We start from the raw sequence: 17341 nt of genomic DNA, 5'->3' as shown, positions 1-17341 counted from the left end.
TTCATGCGCACCCTCGACAAACGCATTGCCCCGAACGTGAAGCTCGCCGCGTCGCTCGTCGCACGCGCGCCGACGCTCACGCTCGCCTATGACGCCCGCTGCAAGAGCCGCCTCGCGGCGACGCTCGACACCGGCGAAGACGTCGCGGTCCTGCTGCCGCGCGGCACCGTGCTGCGCGACGGCGACGTGCTCGTCGCCGACGACGGCGCGCTCGTGCGCGTTGCCGCCGCGCCCGAGACCGTGCTGCTCGTGCGCGCGGCCGACCCGCTCACGCTGATGCGCGCCGCGTACCATCTCGGCAACCGCCACACGCCGGTCGAGATCGGCGACGGCTACCTGAAGCTCGAAGCCGATCCGGTGCTCGCCGACATGCTGCGCCGGCTCGGCACGCAGGTCGAAGAAGCGCACGCGCCGTTCCAGCCGGAAGCCGGCGCGTATGGCGGCGGCCACAAGCACGGGCATGACGCGACGTTCGCCGAGGATTACGCGCTCGCGCAGCAGGTATTCGGCGACCATCACGGCCACTCGCATTCGCACGATCACGATCACGATCACGATCATCAGCATGGTTCCGGATGCACGCACGGCCACGGCCATGACCACCACTGAACTCGTCGCGCTGCTGCACCTCGCGTCGCCGGCACTGCCGATCGGTGCGTACAGCTATTCGCAGGGCCTTGAAGCCGCGCTCGACGCGAACCTGATCCACGACGCCGATTCCGCGCGCGACTGGATCGCCAGCGGCCTGACCGATGTGCTTGCGCACGGCGAGTTGCCGTTTCTCGCGCACCAGCTCGCACGCTGGCACGCGCACGACACGTCCGCGCTTGCCGCCGAAAACGCCTGGTTCATCGCGAGCCGCGAATCGGCCGAACTGCGCCGCGAAACCGAACAGATGGGCTGGTCGCTCGCGCAGCTGTGCGCCTCGCTCGAATGGGGCGATGCCGCGCGCCGCGCGACGCTCGCGTCGATCTCGCCGGTCGCGCTGCCGACCGCATTCGCCTACGCGGCCGCCATGCACGATGCCAGCGCCGACGCGACGCTCGCCGCGTACGCATTCGGCTGGGTCGAGAACCAGACGTCCGCCGCGCTGAAGGCCGTGCCGCTCGGCCAGCTCGCCGGGCAGCGCATCATCGTCGCGCTGCGCGGCGCGATCGACGCGGCCGCGCGCCGCGCGCTCGCGACGCCGCCCGACGCCATCAACACGTTCGCGCCGCAGCTCGGCATCCTGTCCGCGCGGCACGAAACCCAGTACTCGCGGTTGTTCCGCTCCTGAACCCCATCGCCCGACCATGAACGCACCTGCCCCCTCCTCCGCCCGCCGCACGAAGAAACTGCCGCCGCTGCGCGTCGGCATCGGCGGCCCCGTCGGCTCCGGCAAGACCACGCTGCTCGAAATGCTGTGCAAGGCGATGCGCGACCGGTACGACCTCGTCGCGATCACGAACGACATCTACACGAAGGAAGACCAGCGGCTGCTGACGGTGGCCGGCGCGCTGCCCGAAGAACGCATCATGGGCGTCGAGACGGGCGGCTGCCCGCACACGGCGATCCGCGAGGATGCCTCGATCAACCTCGAAGCCGTCGACCGGATGCTGGCGCGCTTTCCGGACGCCGACATCGTGTTCATCGAATCGGGCGGCGACAATCTCGCGGCAACCTTCAGCCCCGAGCTGTCGGACCTGACGATCTACGTGATCGACGTCGCGGGCGGCGAGAAGATTCCGCGCAAGGGCGGCCCCGGCATCACGAAGTCCGACCTGCTCGTGATCAACAAGACCGACCTCGCCCCGCTGGTCGGTGCGAACCTCGACGTGATGGCGTCCGACACGCGGAAGATGCGCGGCGAGCGGCCTTACGTGATGACGAACCTGAAGGCACTCGAAGGCGTCGCGGACGTGATCGCATTCATCGAGAAGAAGGGATTGCTGACGGTCTGAGCGGCGTGGCGGCGGCACACGTCGCCGCCGCGCATGGGCGGCATTGCGCCGCCCGCCGTCTATTCGTCGTCGGACGTGTCCTGCGCGTCCTGCAGCATGCGCTCGCCGCGTTCGGCAGGCGGCAGCAGCGCCGCGAGCACGTCGACCGTGCGCGCGGTCGCGCCGCGGTGACGCGATGCGAAGGCCGCACCGGCCGCCCCCATCGCGATACGCCGCGCCTTGTCGGCGAACAGCGCGTCGAGCACGTGCGCGAGATCGAGCGGATCCGCAACCTGCATCGCCGCGCCGGCCGCGACCGCGTCGGCGGTCGCCTGCGTGAAGTTGAACACGTGCGGGCCGATCAGCACCGGCACGCCGACCGCGCACGCTTCGATCAGGTTCTGGCCGCCGAGCGGCAGCAGGCTGCCGCCGATGAATGCGATGTCGGCGGCCGCGTAATACGCGCCGAGTTCGCCCATCGAATCGCCGAGCAGCACCGTCACGTCGTCCGGCAGCGGTTCGGCGGCCGGCTGGCCGGCCGCGAGCGCGGCCGCGTCGGCGGCCCACACCGAGCGGCGCACGGACTTGAGCCCGCCGCGCGCGACGAGCGCCTCGACTTCGGCGAAACGCTGCGGATGACGCGGCACGAGCACCAGCAGCGCGCCGGGCGTGCGCATTTCCGCGAACGCCTGCAGCACCAGCGCTTCTTCGTTCTCGCGCGTGCTGGCGGCCACCCACACGGGCCGCGTGCCGATCGCGTCGCGCCACGCATGGCCGCGCGCCGCGAGTTCCGGCGGCGTCGTCATGTCGAACTTCAGGTTGCCGAGCACGGTCACGTTGCGCGCGCCGAGCGACGTGAGCCGCTCCGCATCGGCCGGGCTCTGCGCGAGCACGCGCGAGAACCCGCCGAACACGTCGCGCGTCGCCGCGCCGAACTTCGCCGCGCGCCGGAACGAACGCGCGGACATCCGTGCATTGGTCAGCACGAGCGGCACATCCGCGCGACGGCATTCGTCGATCAGCGTCGGCCACACCTCGGTTTCCATCACGAGGCCGAGCGTCGGCCGCCAGGCACGCAGGAAGCGCCGCACCGCGCCCGGCATGTCGTAGGGCAGGTAGCAGCGCAGCACGCGATCGCCGAAGATCTGTTCGCCGGTCGCGCGGCCGCTCGGCGTCATGTGCGTGAGCAGGATGCGCGCATCGGGGCGCGCGTGCATCAGCGCGTCGATCAGCGGCTGCGCGGCGCGTGTCTCGCCGACCGACACCGCATGCACCCAGATCAGCGGCGTGCGGTCGTCGCGCGAGCGGCCGGTCACGTGGCCGAAGCGTTCGCCGATGTGTTCGCGATAGCCGCGCTCCTTGCGCGAGCGCACGTAGAGCCGGATGACCGCGGCCGGCGCGACGAGCCACCACAGCGCGCGATAGATCACCCTCAGCATGCCGCGGCCCTCGTGTTGCGTCGAAGCAGGGGCGCGCTCAAACCAGCGCCCTGCCCTTCAGGCGCTCGAGAATGCCGAGCGGCGCGCATTCGCGGCGGACCATCGCATCGACCGGCAGGAAGAACGTCTGTTCGAGCATGAACTGGCCCGACATCACAGCGTGCGAAGTCTGATCCGAGAAACATATCCACACGCAACCCGGCGGAAACGGCATCGTCTCCTGCGGGCTCGTCTTCTGGTAGTCGAGATCGGCCTTCATGCTGTCGTGCAGGTTCAGCATCAGGTGGTCGTACGCGCTGCGCGGCGACTTCGTCACGTGCAGCAGGTTCAGCAGCCACGCGGCGCCCGGCAGTTGCGGCCTGATCGACGGCAGGAAGCGCTTCGCAACGTCCTCGAACGGCTCGCCGACACGCCATACGCGCGGCACGCCGGCCGGGTTCACGTTCGTGAACACGCGCAGGATCCGCTCGCCGTAATTCGGCCGCGACGGGAACGCGTCGACGTGCAGCCGGCTGTCGTCCTTGCGCCACGACGTCTGGCGCGTCTCGACCTGCATCAGCCGCAGGCTCGTCGGCGCGACGCGCAGCTTGCCGCGGTATTCGGGAAAGAGGCCGTCGACGAGCGAGCCGGCCTGCTGCTGGAAGCGCGCGACGAGCGCGCGCACGGCCGATTGCGTGACGCTGTCGCCGAGCACGCCGGCGAGCGCGCCGCCGTTCGGCGCGAGGCTGATGTTCTTGCGTTTCGGATCGGCGAGCGCCGGATCGAGCAACGCTTCCTCGCCGCCTTCGATCGCGAAGCGCAGATGCGGGAAATACAGCACCTTGCCTTCCTCGACCGCGGCGAGCAGTTGCTCGCGCGGCGCCGACAGGTTGTGTCCGCTCCAGTCGGCGGACGGGACTTCGATGATCTGGGATTCGCTCATGATCGGTTCGCGTGAGTGACAGCGTTACAGGAGACCGAAGCCCGCGAGCGCCGACTTCACCTGCGCGATCGACGGGGGCTGCCCCGCCGTGCCGAGATTGACGACGTTCGGCGACCAGTAGCCGCCGGTCCGCCAGGCCGTCGCGAAATTGTACAGTTCGACCGTCGGACGCTTCAGCGCGGCCGCGATGTGAACCAGACCTGTATCAACCCCGACGGTCGCGGCCGCGCCGTCGATCAGACCGACCACGGCCGGCAACGACAGCTTCGGCGGCACGATCGCCGCCGCACCGAACTCCTTCGCGAGCCGCTCGCTGGTCGCGCGCTCCGCGTCGTTGCCCCACGGCAGCACGAGCGATGCGCCGCGCCGCACGAGCGCCTGGCCGAGCTCGATCCACGCGGCGTCCGGCCACTGCTTGTCGGCGCGCGACGTCGCATGGACGAACACGACGTACGGCACCGGCAGGTTCAGGCCGAGCGCGGCCACCGCGAGTGCCGCCGCGCGCGTGTCGAGGCCGAAGTCGACCGGATCGGCCGGCGTCGGCGCCGGATCGCCCAGCGCCGACGCGACGAGCTGCCGCGAGCGCTCGACGACGTGCGTGCGCGGCGCGATCGGCACGCGCTTGCGATAGAAGAAGCGCACCGGCCATTCATAGCCGGCGCCGTCGGTACGGTTGCCGAGCCCGACGAGCGGGCCGCGCGCCCAGCTTGCGACCCAGGCCGTCTTGATGAGGCCCTGGCAGTCGATCACGAGGTCGTACTGCTCGGCCGCGAGGCGCTGGCGGAACGCGCGGATCTCGCGCCACGTGGCGCCCGACAGCGGCTTCTTGCGCCAGCGGCGCAGCGAGAACGGCAGCACGTTGCGCACGCCGTCGACGAGCCGCACGAGGTCGACGAAGCTTTCCTCGACGAGCCAGTCGATCTGCGCATCGGGGTGGCGGCGCCGGATATCGGCGATCACCGGCATGTTGTGCACGACGTCGCCCAGCGACGACACGCGCACGATCAGGATCTTTTGCACGCTGAAAAAACGCCGGCTGGCAGCCGGCGACAAGCATAAAGGGGGGATTTTATCTCGCCCGGCGGGCCGGACAGACAAAAAGCGGCCGCACGCCCGTGGCGTGCGCCGCTTTTCGGGAGGATCGCGGCCGATGACCCGGCCGCGGCGCCGCTGGCGGCCCGCAGGCCGCCGGCGCTCAGAACGGCAGCTTGACGTCCGGCTTCGCGGCCGTCAGCACGCGGCGGAAGTCTTCCTGGATGCGCCTGAGCCCTTCCTTCGTCTCGGATTCGAAGCGCATCACGACAACCGGCGTGGTGTTCGACGAACGCGCGAGGCCGAAGCCGTCCGGGTACTCGACGCGCAGGCCGTCGATCGTCACGACTTCCTCGGCGCCGTCGAACTTCGCCTCTTTCTGCAGCTTGTCGATCAGGCGGAAGTTCTCGCCCTCGTCGAGCCACAGCTGCAGCTCGGGCGTGCTCATCGCGTCCGGCAGCCCGTTGAGCAGCGCGCTCGGATCGGCCGTCTTCGTGAGGATCTCGAGCAGGCGCGCCCCCGTGTAGAGGCCGTCGTCGAAGCCGTACCAGCGATCCTTGAAGAACACGTGGCCGCTCATTTCACCGGCGAGCGGCGCACCCGTCTCGCGCAGCTTCGCCTTCACGAGCGAGTGGCCCGTCTTCCACATCAGCGGCTCGCCGCCCTTCGACTTGATCCACTGCGCGAGGTGGCGCGTGCACTTCACGTCGTAAATGATCTGCGCGCCCGGGTTGCGCGACAGCACCTCTTCCGCGAACAGCATCAGCTGGCGGTCCGGATAGATGATCTGGCCGTCCTTCGTGACGACGCCGAGGCGGTCGCCATCGCCGTCGAACGCGAAGCCGAGCTCGGCATCGGTGTCCTTCAGCGCCTGGATCACGTCCTGCAGGTTTTCCGGGTGCGCGGGATCGGGGTGGTGGTTCGGGAACGTGCCGTCGATGTCGGTGAAGCGCTCGACGAGTTCGCAGCCGAGCGCCTTGAACAGGCGCGTCGCGAGCGGGCCGGCGACGCCGTTGCCGGCGTCGACGACGAGCTTCAGCGGCCGCGCGAGCTTCACGTCGCCGACGATGCGCGCGATGTACTGATCGGCGACGTCGATCTCCTCATAGGTGCCGCTGCCCGACTCGAAGCGCTCGTCGACAATGCGGCGGTACAGCGCCTGGATCTGCTCGCCGTAGATCGCGGCGCCGCGCAGCACCATCTTGAAGCCGTTGTAGTCGGGCGGGTTGTGGCTGCCCGTGACGACGATGCACGAATCGACGCGGCGCTCGCCGCCCTTCAGCGCCAGCGGCACGTTCGCCGCGAAATAACCGACCGGCGTGGGCACCATCCCGACGTCGACGACGTCGACGCCCGCCGCACGCAGGCCGTCGGCCAGCGCACCGACGAGTTCCGGCCCGGACAGACGGCCGTCGCGCGCGACGACGACCGCGTCGCCGCCCTGTGCACGCACTTCGCTGCCGAATGCCCGGCCGATCCCGCGCGCGGTGTCGACGTCGAGTGTCTTGCCGACCACGCCACGAATGTCATATGCCTTGAAGATGGATTGGGAGATCATCGATTCACTTCTCTCTCAGTTGCGTGCATGGAAAATTGTCAGGCCTGCGTGGCTGCCTCTCGCCGGTGCCGCGCATGATACATGCCTGCCGGCGGAACACGGAGCGGAACGGCTGGAGCGGCCGCGATCCCACTTATAATCGCGGGTTTTGATGACGCGCATGTCGCCCATTTTAATGCCTAGCCGTCCCGCCGCCGCCAACCCGCAGCCTCCGGCCGCCCCCCGCGCGTGCCGCCCCAGCGCATGCTGAAGCGCTTCGGCAACCCGGACGTCGCGAAGGCCGTCGCGAACCTCGTCTGGCTGGGGCTCGAACGGCTCACGCAGATCGGCGTCGCGATCGCGATCAGCGGCCTGCTGGCCCGTTATTTCGGGCCAGATGTGTTCGGCAAATGGCAGTATGCGAATACGCTTCTCCTGGTACTGGCGCCGCTCACCTGGGTGTGCGGCGCGGAAATCCTCGTCCCGACCATCGTCCAGCGCCCGCCCGCCCAGCTCGGCGCGGTGCTCGGCAGCGCGTTCGCGCTGCGCATCGCCGTGTCGGCCGCCGCGCTCGCCGCGACCTGGATCGCGATCGCCGCGGGCGCGTTCGACCCGCTGGTCGGCGCGATGCTCGCGGGCCTGGCGGTCACGATGGTGTTCCGCGAGCCGTTCGTCGGCGTGATCAACGCGTGGCTGCAGAGCATGACCTACAGCAAGCCGCAGCTCGTCGCCAGCATGATCACCGCGCTCGCCAAGGCGCTGCTCGTGTGGCTGCTGGTCCGCGCGGCGGCCGGCCCCGCACGCTTCGCGTGGCTGTGGGCGCTCGAGGCCGCCGCAATCGGCTTCGCGCTGCTGCTGTACTACCGGCATCGCAACGGCGGCACGCTCGGCTGGACGCTCGACAAGCCGTTGTTCAGGCACTTTGCGACGGCCGGCACCGTGTTCTGGCTCGGCCTCATCTGCATGTACCTGTTCCTGAAGCTCGACCGCCTGATGCTCGAGCGCCACGTGTCGTTCGCCGATCTCGGCCGCTATTCGGCCGCGCAGCAGCTCAACGAGAACTGGATCACGCTCGCGCTGATGCTCGCGCAGACGATCGCGCCCGCCTTCGTCTACCGCGTGCAGGACGTCGCGCGGCTGCGCCGCAACATCGTCCGGCTGATCGCGATGACGGCCTGCCTGATGACGGCCGGCGCGCTCGTGCTCGACGCGGCCGCCCCGCTGATCGTCGGCAAGGTGTTCGGCCACGGCTACGAGGCATCGGTCGACATCTTCCGCTGGGCCGTCTGGCTGTCCGTGCCGGCCGGCATCGAGGCGATAGGCAATCTTATCGTTCTCAAATATCAAGCAAAATTCGTGTTGCTGTCGAAATGGCTGCTCGCGCTGGCGATCGCCGCGCTCGTCAACCTGTTCGCGATCCCGCGGCTCGGCCTGTACGGCGCGCTCGTCGGGCTGGCGGCCGGCTACCTGGCCGCCGCCGCCGTCAACTTTTATTACATCCGTTTCAAGCTGCGAACATGACGTCCCCTGATTGCCCGCCCCCGCTCGACGACGTGGCCGTGCTGATGCCGGCCTACAACGGGCACGACGACGTCGTCCGGACCCTCGCGTCGTTTCGCGAGGATGCGCCCGTCCACGTGCTGATCGTCGACGATGGCAGCACGCCGCCGATCGTCGCGCCCGACCTGCCGGGCCTGTCGATCGACGTGCTGCGCATGCCGCAGAACGGCGGCATCGAACGCGCGCTCGCGGCCGGCATCGACGCGCTCGCGGCCCGCGGCTTCCGCTATGCGGCACGCATCGATGCCGGCGACCTTTCCGCGCCGCAGCGCCTCGCGAAGGAGCGCGCGTTTCTCGGCGCCCACCCGAACGTGGCCTGCGTCGGCATGTGGACGCAGGTCGTGTCGCGCGCCGGCGAGCCGCGCTTCATGCTGACGCCGCCCGCCGATCCGCGCACGCTGCGCCGCACGCGCTTCCTGCGCTCGCCGCTCGTGCATCCGTCGGTCATGCTGCGCATCGACGCCGTGCGCGAAGTGGGCAACTATCGCGCGAAATACCGTGCGGCCGAGGATCTCGATCTTTTTTTGCGGTTAATGCAACGCTACGATTGCGCGAACCTGCCGGAACTCGGCCTGTATTACGAGCTTAACGAGGGCGGGATCAGCGCGACCAAACGCCGGCGCCAGCTGGTATCGACGCTCACGCTGCTGCTGCGCCACTTCAACGCGCTGAACCCGTACGACTGGGCCGGCCTCGCCAAGAACCTGCTGCATTTCGTGACGCCGTACCGTACGCTGCAGCGGATCAAGCAGACGCTGTTCGCCGCGCGGCCGTCCGCCTGACGCGTTTCCGGCATTTTCGACGCTTTATTTTTTCTTTTTTTCATGTCCGCCACCTCCCCGCTGCGCATTGCGCTCGTCTGCAACACGGCCTGGGCGATCCATACCTATCGCCACGGGCTGATCCGTGCGCTCGTCGCGCGCGGCGCCGAGGTCGTCGTGATCGCGCCGCACGACCGCACGGTGCCCTTGCTCGAGCAGATGGGCTGCCGCTACGTGGCGCTCGCGGTCGCGTCGAAGGGCACGAGCCCGCGCGAGGATCTCGGCACGCTCGCCGCGCTGGCGCGCCATTACCGCGCGCTGAAGCCCGATCTCGTGTTCCATTACACGATCAAGCCGAACATCTACGGCTCGGTTGCCGCGTGGCTCGCGCGCGTGCCGTCGATCGCGGTGACGACGGGCCTCGGCTACGTGTTCATCCAGAAGAGCCGCGCGGCGAGCGTCGCGAAGCGCCTGTACCGGTTCGCGTTCCGCTTCCCGCGCGAAGTGTGGTTCCTGAACCGCGACGATCTCGCGACCTTCACCGACGAGCAGTTGCTCGCGCACCCCGATCGCGCGCGGCTGCTGCACGGCGAAGGCGTCGATCTCGAACAGTTCTCGCCGGTGCCGCTGCCCGCCGGCGACGCCCCCGTCTTCATCCTGATCGGCCGGCTGCTGTGGGACAAGGGCGTGCGCGAATACGTCGAGGCCGCGCGCCTCGTGCGGGCCCGCGTCCCGGACGCGCGCTTCCAGCTGCTCGGGCCGCTCGGCGTCGACAATCCGAGCGCGATCGGCCGCGCGGATGTCGACGCGTGGGTCCGCGAAGGCGTCATCGAATATCTCGGCGAGGCGCACGACGTACGCCCGCACATCGCGGCGGCCGACTGCGTCGTGCTGCCGTCGTATCGCGAAGGCGTGCCGCGCACGCTGATGGAAGCGTCGGCGATGGGCCGCCCGATCGTCGCGACCGACGTGCCGGGCTGCCGCGACGTCGTCGCCGACGGCGAAACCGGCTTCCTGTGCCGCGTGCGCGACAGCGCAAGCCTCGCGGAGCAACTGCTCCGCATGATCGAACTCGGAACGGCCGGACGCGACGCGATGGGCGCACGCGGCCGGCAGAAGGTCACGGCGGAATTCGACGAACAGCAAGTCGTCGAACGCTACCGGCGTACCATCCATTCGTTAACCGGTATCACCCTCTGAAGGAGCGCATCAGCAATGACCGCTAAAGGCACCATCCTCGTCACCGGCGGAGCGGGCTATATCGGCTCGCATACGACCGTCGAGCTGCTCGGCAACGGCTACGACGTCGTGATCGTCGACAACCTCGTCAACAGCAAGTCCGAGTCCGTGCGGCGCATCACGCAGATCACGGGCAAGACGCCCGCGTTCCACCAGGTCGACGTGTGCGACGAAGCCGCGCTCGCGAAGGTGTTCGACGCGCACCCGATCACCGGCACGATTCACTTCGCGGCGCTCAAGGCCGTCGGCGAATCGGTCGAGAAGCCGCTCGAGTACTACCAGAACAACATCGGCGGCCTGCTCGCCGTGCTCAAGGTCATGCGCGAGCGCAACGTCAAGCAGTTCGTGTTCAGCTCGTCCGCGACCGTGTACGGCGTACCCGAGCGCTCGCCGATCGACGAATCGTTCCCGCTGTCCGCGACGAACCCGTACGGCCAGTCGAAGCTGATCGCCGAGCAGATCCTGCGCGATCTCGAAGTCTCGGACCCGACGTGGCGGATCGCCACGCTGCGCTATTTCAACCCGGTCGGCGCACATGCGAGCGGGCTGATCGGCGAGGATCCGGCCGGCATCCCGAACAACCTGATGCCGTATGTCGCGCAGGTCGCGGTCGGCAAGCTGGAAAAGCTGCGCGTGTTCGGCTCCGACTACCCGACGCCGGACGGCACGGGCGTACGCGACTACATCCACGTCGTCGATCTCGCGAAGGGGCACATCGCCGCGCTCGACGCGCTGACGAAGCGCGACGCGAGCTTCGTCGTGAACCTCGGCACCGGCCAGGGCTACAGCGTGCTGGAAGTCGTGCGCGCGTTCGAGAAGGCGTCGGGCCGCCCGGTGCCGTACGAGCTCGTCGCACGCCGCCCGGGCGACATCGGCGAGTGTTACGCGAACCCGCAGGCCGCGGCCGACATCATCGGCTGGCGTGCCGCGCTCGGTATTGAAGAAATGTGTGCCGACCACTGGCGATGGCAGGAGGGGAACCCGCGCGGTTTTGTATAATCCGCTGTCCATTTTTCGAGCGATCCCATGCTCAGCTTCGCGTCCGGCTTCATCGTCTCCCTGCTCGTCACGCTGTTCATCGTGCGCTACGCGCACCTTCACGAGAAATTCTCGATCGACAGCGACCTGGCCGGCGTGCAGAAATTCCACGTGCGGCCCGTGCCGCGGGTCGGGGGCATCGGGATCCTCGCAGGCGTCGTCGCGTCGGCGCTGCTGCTCACGGAACGCTACCCGACGATTGCCGGCAGCATTCTCGGCATCGTGGCCTGCGGGATGCCGGCGTTCCTGTCCGGCCTCGTCGAGGACCTGACCAAACGCGTGTCGCCGCGCGCGCGGCTGCTCTGCACGATGGGCGCGGCCGCGCTTGCATTCTGGCTGATGAACATCGCGGTCACGCGCATCAGCGTGCCGCCGCTCGACTTCCTGCTCGGCTACGTCGCCATTTCGGCATTCGTCACCGTGCTCGCGGTCGCGGCGCTCGCGAATGCGATCAACATCATCGACGGCTTCAACGGCCTCGCGTCGATGGTCAGCTTCATGATGTTCGCGTCGCTCGCGTACGTGGCGTTCCAGGTCCGCGACCCGGTCGTGATGTCCGCGTCGATCATCATGATGGGCGCCGTACTCGGCTTCTTCCTGTGGAATTTCCCGGCCGGGCTGATCTTCCTCGGCGACGGCGGCGCGTATTTCATCGGCTTCATGCTCGCGGAACTCGCGATCATGCTCGTGATGCGCAACCGCGAGGTATCGGCGTGGTACCCCGTGCTGCTGTTCATGTATCCGATCTTCGAGACCTGCTTCTCGATCTACCGGAAGAAATTCATCCGCGGCATGTCGCCCGGCATTCCGGACGGCGTGCACCTGCACATGCTCGTGTACAAGCGGCTGATGCGCTGGGCCGTCGGCACGAAGCACGCGCACGACCTGACGCGCCGCAATTCGCTGACGTCGCCGTACCTGTGGCTGCTGTGCCTCGTCGCGGTGATCCCGGCGACGCTGTTCTGGCGGCACACCGTGCACCTGTTCGTGTTCGTCGTGCTGTTCGCGCTGACCTACGTGTGGCTGTACATCAGCATCGTGCGGTTCCGCGCGCCGCGGTGGATGGTGGTGCGCAAGCACCGGCACAGCCGCTGAACACCTGGGCCGCTCACGACCCGGCATGAAAAAAGCGCCCCGCGGGGCGCTTTTCTTTTGGGCGAAACAGCGGCCGCGGGTGGCCGCGCCGCCGCGGCACGGCCGTCAGCGGTTCGACGCGACCCGCACGCTCTTCAGGGCCGGCACGGTGGCCGTCTGATACTCGGGCACCCAGCGCCGCAGGTCGCGCCGCACTTCGTCGTCGGGCAGCACGCGATGCTGCATCAGCCACGGCAGCAACTCGTCGAGGAAATTGTCCGGCGTTTCGCGCGCACGTGCGATCCGCAGCTTCGGATGCGGCGTGCGCGTCGTCGCCTCGTCGTCCGCGAGCAATTCCTCGTAGAGCTTCTCGCCCGGCCGCAGCCCGGTGAACTCGATGCGGATCTGTTCTTCCGAGAAACCGTACAGGCGGATCAGGTCGCACGCGAGATCGACGATCTTCACCGGTTCGCCCATGTCGAGAATGAAGATCTCGCCGCCATGCCCCATGCTCGATGCCTGCAGCACGAGCTGCGACGCTTCCGGGATCGTCATGAAGAAGCGCGTGATCTCCGGGTGCGTGACCGTCACCGGGCCGCCCTTCGCGATCTGCTGCTGGAACTTCGGAATCACGCTGCCGGCGCTGCCGAGCACGTTGCCGAAGCGCACCGTCTCGAACTGCGTGCGCCCGCTCGTCTGCTGCAACGCCTGGCAGGCCATTTCGGCCAGGCGCTTGCTCGCGCCCATCACGTTGGTCGGATTGACGGCCTTGTCGGTCGAGATCAGCACGAAGTGACGCACGTCGTGGCGGATCGCCGCACGTGCCACGCGATAGGTGCCGAGCACGTTGTTGCGCAGCGCCTGCCACGCGTTGTGCTCCTCCATCAGCGGCACGTGCTTGTAGGCGGCCGCGTGGAACACGATGTGCGGTGCGTGGCGCGACATCACCTGGTCGAGCAGCAGCGAATCTTTCGCATCGCCGATGATCGGCAGGACCGGCAGATCGGGGAAGCGCTCGCGCAGCTCCTCGGTCAGCCGGTACATCGCGTATTCGGACAGGTCGAACGCGACGAGTTGCGCCGGCGCGAAGCGCAGGATCTGCCGGCACAGCTCGGAGCCGATCGAGCCACCCGCGCCCGTCACCATCACGACACGGCCACGCAGCAGCGCCTCGACGTGCGGCGTGTCGATCGTCACGGCGTCGCGGCCGAGCAGATCCTCGAGATCGATGTTCCGTACCTGCGACAGGAAGCCCTGCCCCGGCATCAGCGCGGTCAGCGAAGGCAGCACCATCGCCTTCACGCCGGCCCGCACGCACAGCGTCGCGACGCGGCGCTGCACCTCGACCGACGCCGACGGAATCGCGATGATCGCGTATTCGACCTTCATCGCGTCGGTCCAGTGCTTGAGGTCGTTGAACGAGCCCAGCACCTTGTAACCGTAGACCTCCCGGCCCTGCTTGGTGACGTCGTCATCGAGCAGACCGACGAGACGCCACTCGCCGGAGCGCGACAGTTCGCGCGCGAGGCTCGCGCCGGCCGTGCCCGCGCCGAGCACCAGCACCGGCTTGCCCTTCCCGACGAGCCCGCCGTACAGGTAATACTCCTTGGTCGCGCGATACAGCGCGCGCGCGCCGCCCATCGCCAGGAACAGCATCAGCGGCGACACGAGCAGCACCGAGCGCGGAATGATCGGCACCGGCTGGAACATTACCGCGCCGATCATCACGATCACGCCGCCGCCGCCCACTGCCTTCGCAATGCGCATCAGGTCGGGCAGGCTCGCAAACACCCACAGCCCGCGATACAGGCCGAACACGTGGAACATCAGCGCGTACACGGGCAGCACCCACGTCAGCGCCATCAGCGCGCCGCCGAGGAAATCGGGCGGAACGCTACCGTTGAAGCGGACGAGATAGGCGAACAGCCAGGCGGCAAGTACCGCCAGCAGGTCGAACAGGAAAGCACTCAGTGACAGCCAAGATGCTTTGGATCGCAACATCGGCGGGAGACCTCAAGATTTGTTTTCGGTGACCGTACCGACCCGGCGCCAGCGCACGTCGATCGCGCAGCCAATACACGCCAGCACGCCATACCAGGCGGCCAACAGCCCCCACTGCTGCATGGCCGGGCGGTCCAATGCCCACAGGCCTGTGATTATGCCCGCGAGCATCACGAGGTACCAGTAAATGGCGGTGCGCCGATGGCCCGTGCCGGAGCGCACCATTCGCTGATAGTAATGCTCCCGGTGCGCCTGCCAGAACTTTTCCCCGCGTAACAAACGTCTCGCAAGTGTTACAGATGCATCGGCAATAAAGGGCGAGAACACCATCGCCGGAAACCAGATCGGCCAGACCCCGCCGCGCCAGCCCCAGTAGCCGAGCGCGCCCGCCATGAACCCGAGCGGAATCGAGCCCGCGTCGCCGAGAAACAGCTTCGCCGGATGGAAATTCAGCAGCAGAAAGCCGAACGCGGCGCCCGCAATCGCCGTGCCGCCCACGACGAGATCCGGCGCCGGCTGCGCACCGGCCAGCGCGGCGGCCGCATAGGCGCCGAAGCCGAACAGCGCCATGCCGCCGGCGAGACCGTCCGCGCCGTCCATGAAGTTGTACAGATTGGTCAGCCAGATCATCCCGAAACCGACGCCGGCAAGGAGCCACCACGGCGCGGCGGCCGGATAGACGGCGATCAGCGCGACGACCGCGGCAAGGTGCGCGGCGAACCGGACCCGCGCCGGCAACCCGCGCCGGTCGTCGAGCTGCGACAGCGCGGCCAGCCCGGCGGCGGCCACCGCCACCAGCCACATCGACGGCGCAAGCCACAGGATCGCGATCACGGACACGGGCACGATGCCCCAGCCGCCGACGCGCGGGGTCGGCAGCGTATGCAGCGAACGGTCGTTCGGAATATCGGTCGCGAGTCGCCAGGCCAGCCCCGTGGCGAGCAGCGTCCGCAGGATGAGCGTCGAGGCGACGGCGGCGGCCAGAGCCACTCCGGTCGCCGTGAGCCACGTGGTAATCGCGGGATGCATATTGTCTATTTCTGTCTGTCGCGCGAACGATACCACGCGGCGGTCGCTTCGAGGCCCTGCCGCGTCGTATGGGGCGGTTGCCAGTCCAGCACGCGCTTCATGCGGCCGGCATCGAGCTGCAGGCTGCCGGTCAGGCGCTCGACGGCGGCGCTGCGGCCGGTCAGCCTGCCGAGTGCGCGCAGCAGCGCGACGGGTACCGGGAACAGCCGCGCCGGCCGGCCGAGCGCAGCACCGACCATCCGCAGCAATCCGGCGACCGACGGCGCATCGTCGTCGGCGACATGAAAGCATTCGCCCGCGGCCCGCGGGTCGATCGCGCAGCGCAGCAGCGCGTCCGCGAGATTGTCGACGTAGACGAGGCTGCGACGCGCCGCTATTGCACCCAGCGGGAGCGGCAGCCCTCGCGACACGGCATCCATCATCCGCAGGAAGTTCGCGCGCACGCCGGGACCGTAGACGAGCGGCGGACGGACGACGACCACGTCGATACCCGCGCGCAACCCGAATTGCGCGAGCGCCTGTTCCGCGCGCCATTTCGAACGCCCATAGGGATCCAGCGGCACAGGCACGGCGTCTTCCGCGAGCGGCACGCCGCGATCGCCCTCGCCGACCGCCTTGATGCTGCTGGCGAACACGAAGCGGCGGGCGCCGTGCGCGCGCGCCGCCTCGGCCACGCGCAGCGTCCCCGCGACGTTGGTCGCCTCGAATGCGGCATCCGGATCGGGCGACTCGTCGCGCATCACGTGAACGCGCGCAGCCAGGTGAATCACGCAGTCGGCTTCGAGATCGGCCGGCCACGCGTCGACCAGCCCGGCGAAATCCGGTGCATCGTGCACCCATTCGCGAACCCCGTCGACGCACCCGCCGGGACGGCGCACCAGCGCCGTGACCGTATGGCCCGCCGCGAGCGCCAGCCGGCAGACCGCGCGGCCGACGAAGCCGTTCGCGCCCGTCACGACGAGGCGGGTCACCAGAGCCTCCAGCCGAAGCGGTTGTAGAACTTGAACGCCGACGCCGCGAACATGCGGATGTGCGCGGAACCCTTGCGGGACGCGCCGCCGCCGTGGTGGATCACGCGCGCCAGCGGCACGTAGACGGTGCGCGCGCACTGGCCGGTCCGCAAGCTGAGGTCGTAATCCTCGAAGTACAGGAAATAGCGCGGATCGAAGCCCTGCAGGCGCGCGAGCACGTCGGTACGGAACAGCATGAAACAGCCGCTGACGATCGGCGGATCCCACACGACATCCGTTTCGTTGATGCGGTCGCGCATCTCGTAGCGGGCCAGCCGACGCTCGAACGGCGGGCGCAGGGCCGACGGCAGGAAGCCCCTGACCAGGAGATCCACCAGCGCCGGATAGCGGCGGCACAGATACTGGATCCGGCCCGAATCATCGCCGATGCGCGGCGTCAGCAGGCCAGCTTCGGGATGCGTATCGAGAAACTCGAGTGCCTGCGCGAGCGCATCCTGCTCGAGGTCGATATCGGGGTTCAGGATCAGGTGATAGCGGCTGCGCGCCGCTTCGATCGCGAGGTTGTGCCCGCGTCCGTAGCCGACGTTGCCGTGACCCGACAGCACGCCGTACCCGATACCGGCCTGCTCGAACGCGGCGCGCTCCGCCGCGAGGTCCGGCAAGCCGCCGTTATCGACCACGCACACGCTGATCGCGCTGCCGCCGCGCACGGCCTGAAGGCGCGCACATGCCGCGCGGAGACTGGAGAACGTGCGCGCGAGAAGCGCCTCGTCCGGGTGGTACGTCACGATGGAAATCGACAGGACTTCGTCGACGGAA

At 68.6% G+C, this 17341-nt stretch carries 16 protein-coding genes; 8 read left to right on the top strand and 8 right to left on the bottom strand.

What is annotated here, in order from left to right:
* The first annotated feature begins 3 nt into the window (after positions 1 to 3).
* The 3 genes from ureE to ureG are packed head-to-tail and all read left to right on the top strand — an operon-like array spanning position 4 to position 1940.
* Complete coding sequence (gene ureE, locus BLA15945_RS33660; RefSeq protein WP_174994381.1) at positions 4 to 609, top strand: urease accessory protein UreE; 606 nt, start codon at positions 4 to 6, stop codon at positions 607 to 609.
* Positions 596 to 1276: an urease accessory protein UreF gene (locus BLA15945_RS33655; protein WP_174994380.1), complete on the top strand. Its 681-nt coding sequence runs from the start codon at positions 596 to 598 to the stop codon at positions 1274 to 1276. Before ureE ends, BLA15945_RS33655 begins: the two co-directional genes overlap by 14 nt.
* Positions 1277 to 1292: 16 nt before the next feature.
* Entirely contained in the window at positions 1293 to 1940 is a 648-nt protein-coding gene (ureG, locus tag BLA15945_RS33650) for an urease accessory protein UreG (RefSeq protein WP_059235735.1), read from the top strand.
* 59 nt (positions 1941 to 1999) lie between these two features.
* Here the strand turns inward: ureG and waaA are convergent, their stop codons facing one another.
* From waaA to BLA15945_RS33630, 4 genes are all read right to left on the bottom strand, one after another.
* The gene (waaA, locus tag BLA15945_RS33645; RefSeq protein WP_059235737.1) at positions 2000 to 3358 is read right to left on the bottom strand and encodes a lipid IV(A) 3-deoxy-D-manno-octulosonic acid transferase; all 1359 of its coding nucleotides are present in this window, start codon (positions 3356 to 3358) and stop codon (positions 2000 to 2002) included.
* Positions 3359 to 3395: 37 nt separating this feature from the next.
* Entirely contained in the window at positions 3396 to 4280 is an 885-nt protein-coding gene (locus BLA15945_RS33640) for a Kdo hydroxylase family protein (protein ID WP_059235739.1), read from the bottom strand.
* A gap of 24 nt (positions 4281 to 4304) precedes the next feature.
* Positions 4305 to 5300, bottom strand: coding sequence for a lipopolysaccharide heptosyltransferase I (gene waaC, locus BLA15945_RS33635; RefSeq protein WP_174994379.1), 996 nt, complete (start codon positions 5298 to 5300; stop codon positions 4305 to 4307).
* A gap of 175 nt (positions 5301 to 5475) precedes the next feature.
* Complete coding sequence (locus BLA15945_RS33630; protein WP_059235741.1) at positions 5476 to 6870, bottom strand: phosphomannomutase/phosphoglucomutase; 1395 nt, start codon at positions 6868 to 6870, stop codon at positions 5476 to 5478.
* Positions 6871 to 7113: 243 nt separating this feature from the next.
* Here BLA15945_RS33630 and BLA15945_RS33625 point away from each other — a divergent pair, with 243 nt between their 5' ends.
* Genes BLA15945_RS33625 through BLA15945_RS33605 form a run of 5 tightly spaced genes read left to right on the top strand, consistent with a single transcriptional unit; the run spans position 7114 to position 12542 of the window.
* Positions 7114 to 8370 carry a lipopolysaccharide biosynthesis protein gene (locus BLA15945_RS33625; RefSeq protein ID WP_059235743.1) on the top strand — a complete coding sequence of 419 codons (1257 nt, stop codon included), beginning with the start codon at positions 7114 to 7116 and terminating at the stop codon, positions 8368 to 8370.
* Positions 8367 to 9191 (top strand): glycosyltransferase, encoded by an 825-nt coding sequence (locus tag BLA15945_RS33620; protein ID WP_059235745.1) that lies wholly within the window; start codon positions 8367 to 8369, stop codon positions 9189 to 9191. Before BLA15945_RS33625 ends, BLA15945_RS33620 begins: the two co-directional genes overlap by 4 nt.
* Positions 9192 to 9233: 42 nt before the next feature.
* On the top strand, positions 9234 to 10370 hold the full coding sequence (locus BLA15945_RS33615) for a glycosyltransferase family 4 protein (RefSeq protein ID WP_059235748.1): 1137 nt from the start codon (positions 9234 to 9236) through the stop codon (positions 10368 to 10370).
* 15 nt (positions 10371 to 10385) lie between these two features.
* Positions 10386 to 11408, top strand: a complete 1023-nt coding sequence (gene galE, locus BLA15945_RS33610) for a UDP-glucose 4-epimerase GalE (RefSeq protein ID WP_059235750.1) — start codon at positions 10386 to 10388, stop codon at positions 11406 to 11408.
* Positions 11409 to 11435: 27 nt separating this feature from the next.
* Positions 11436 to 12542 (top strand): MraY family glycosyltransferase, encoded by a 1107-nt coding sequence (locus tag BLA15945_RS33605; RefSeq protein ID WP_059235752.1) that lies wholly within the window; start codon positions 11436 to 11438, stop codon positions 12540 to 12542.
* Between the two features lie 105 nt (positions 12543 to 12647).
* Here the strand turns inward: BLA15945_RS33605 and BLA15945_RS33600 are convergent, their stop codons facing one another.
* From BLA15945_RS33600 to BLA15945_RS33585, 4 genes are read right to left on the bottom strand one after another with little or no spacing between them, the layout of a single operon-like run.
* A complete protein-coding gene (locus BLA15945_RS33600; protein WP_059235754.1) occupies positions 12648 to 14522 on the bottom strand; it encodes a polysaccharide biosynthesis protein in 1875 nt (624 codons plus the stop codon).
* 12 nt (positions 14523 to 14534) lie between these two features.
* Entirely contained in the window at positions 14535 to 15551 is a 1017-nt protein-coding gene (locus BLA15945_RS33595; protein WP_174994388.1) for an MraY family glycosyltransferase, read from the bottom strand.
* A 5-nt stretch (positions 15552 to 15556) separates the two neighbouring features.
* A complete protein-coding gene (locus tag BLA15945_RS33590; RefSeq protein WP_174994378.1) occupies positions 15557 to 16522 on the bottom strand; it encodes a UDP-glucose 4-epimerase family protein in 966 nt (321 codons plus the stop codon).
* Positions 16519 to 17310 (bottom strand): glycosyltransferase family 2 protein, encoded by a 792-nt coding sequence (locus BLA15945_RS33585; protein ID WP_233464356.1) that lies wholly within the window; start codon positions 17308 to 17310, stop codon positions 16519 to 16521. The genes BLA15945_RS33590 and BLA15945_RS33585 overlap by 4 nt, the downstream gene beginning before the upstream one ends.
* Positions 17311 to 17341 lie beyond the last annotated feature (31 nt).

Origin of the sequence: Burkholderia arboris (assembly GCF_902499125.1) — a bacterium.
In the GTDB taxonomy this organism is placed as follows: domain Bacteria; phylum Pseudomonadota; class Gammaproteobacteria; order Burkholderiales; family Burkholderiaceae; genus Burkholderia; species Burkholderia arboris.
The sequence above is the reverse complement of the archived record's forward strand: the minus strand, read 5'-3'. Positions and strand labels throughout refer to the sequence as shown.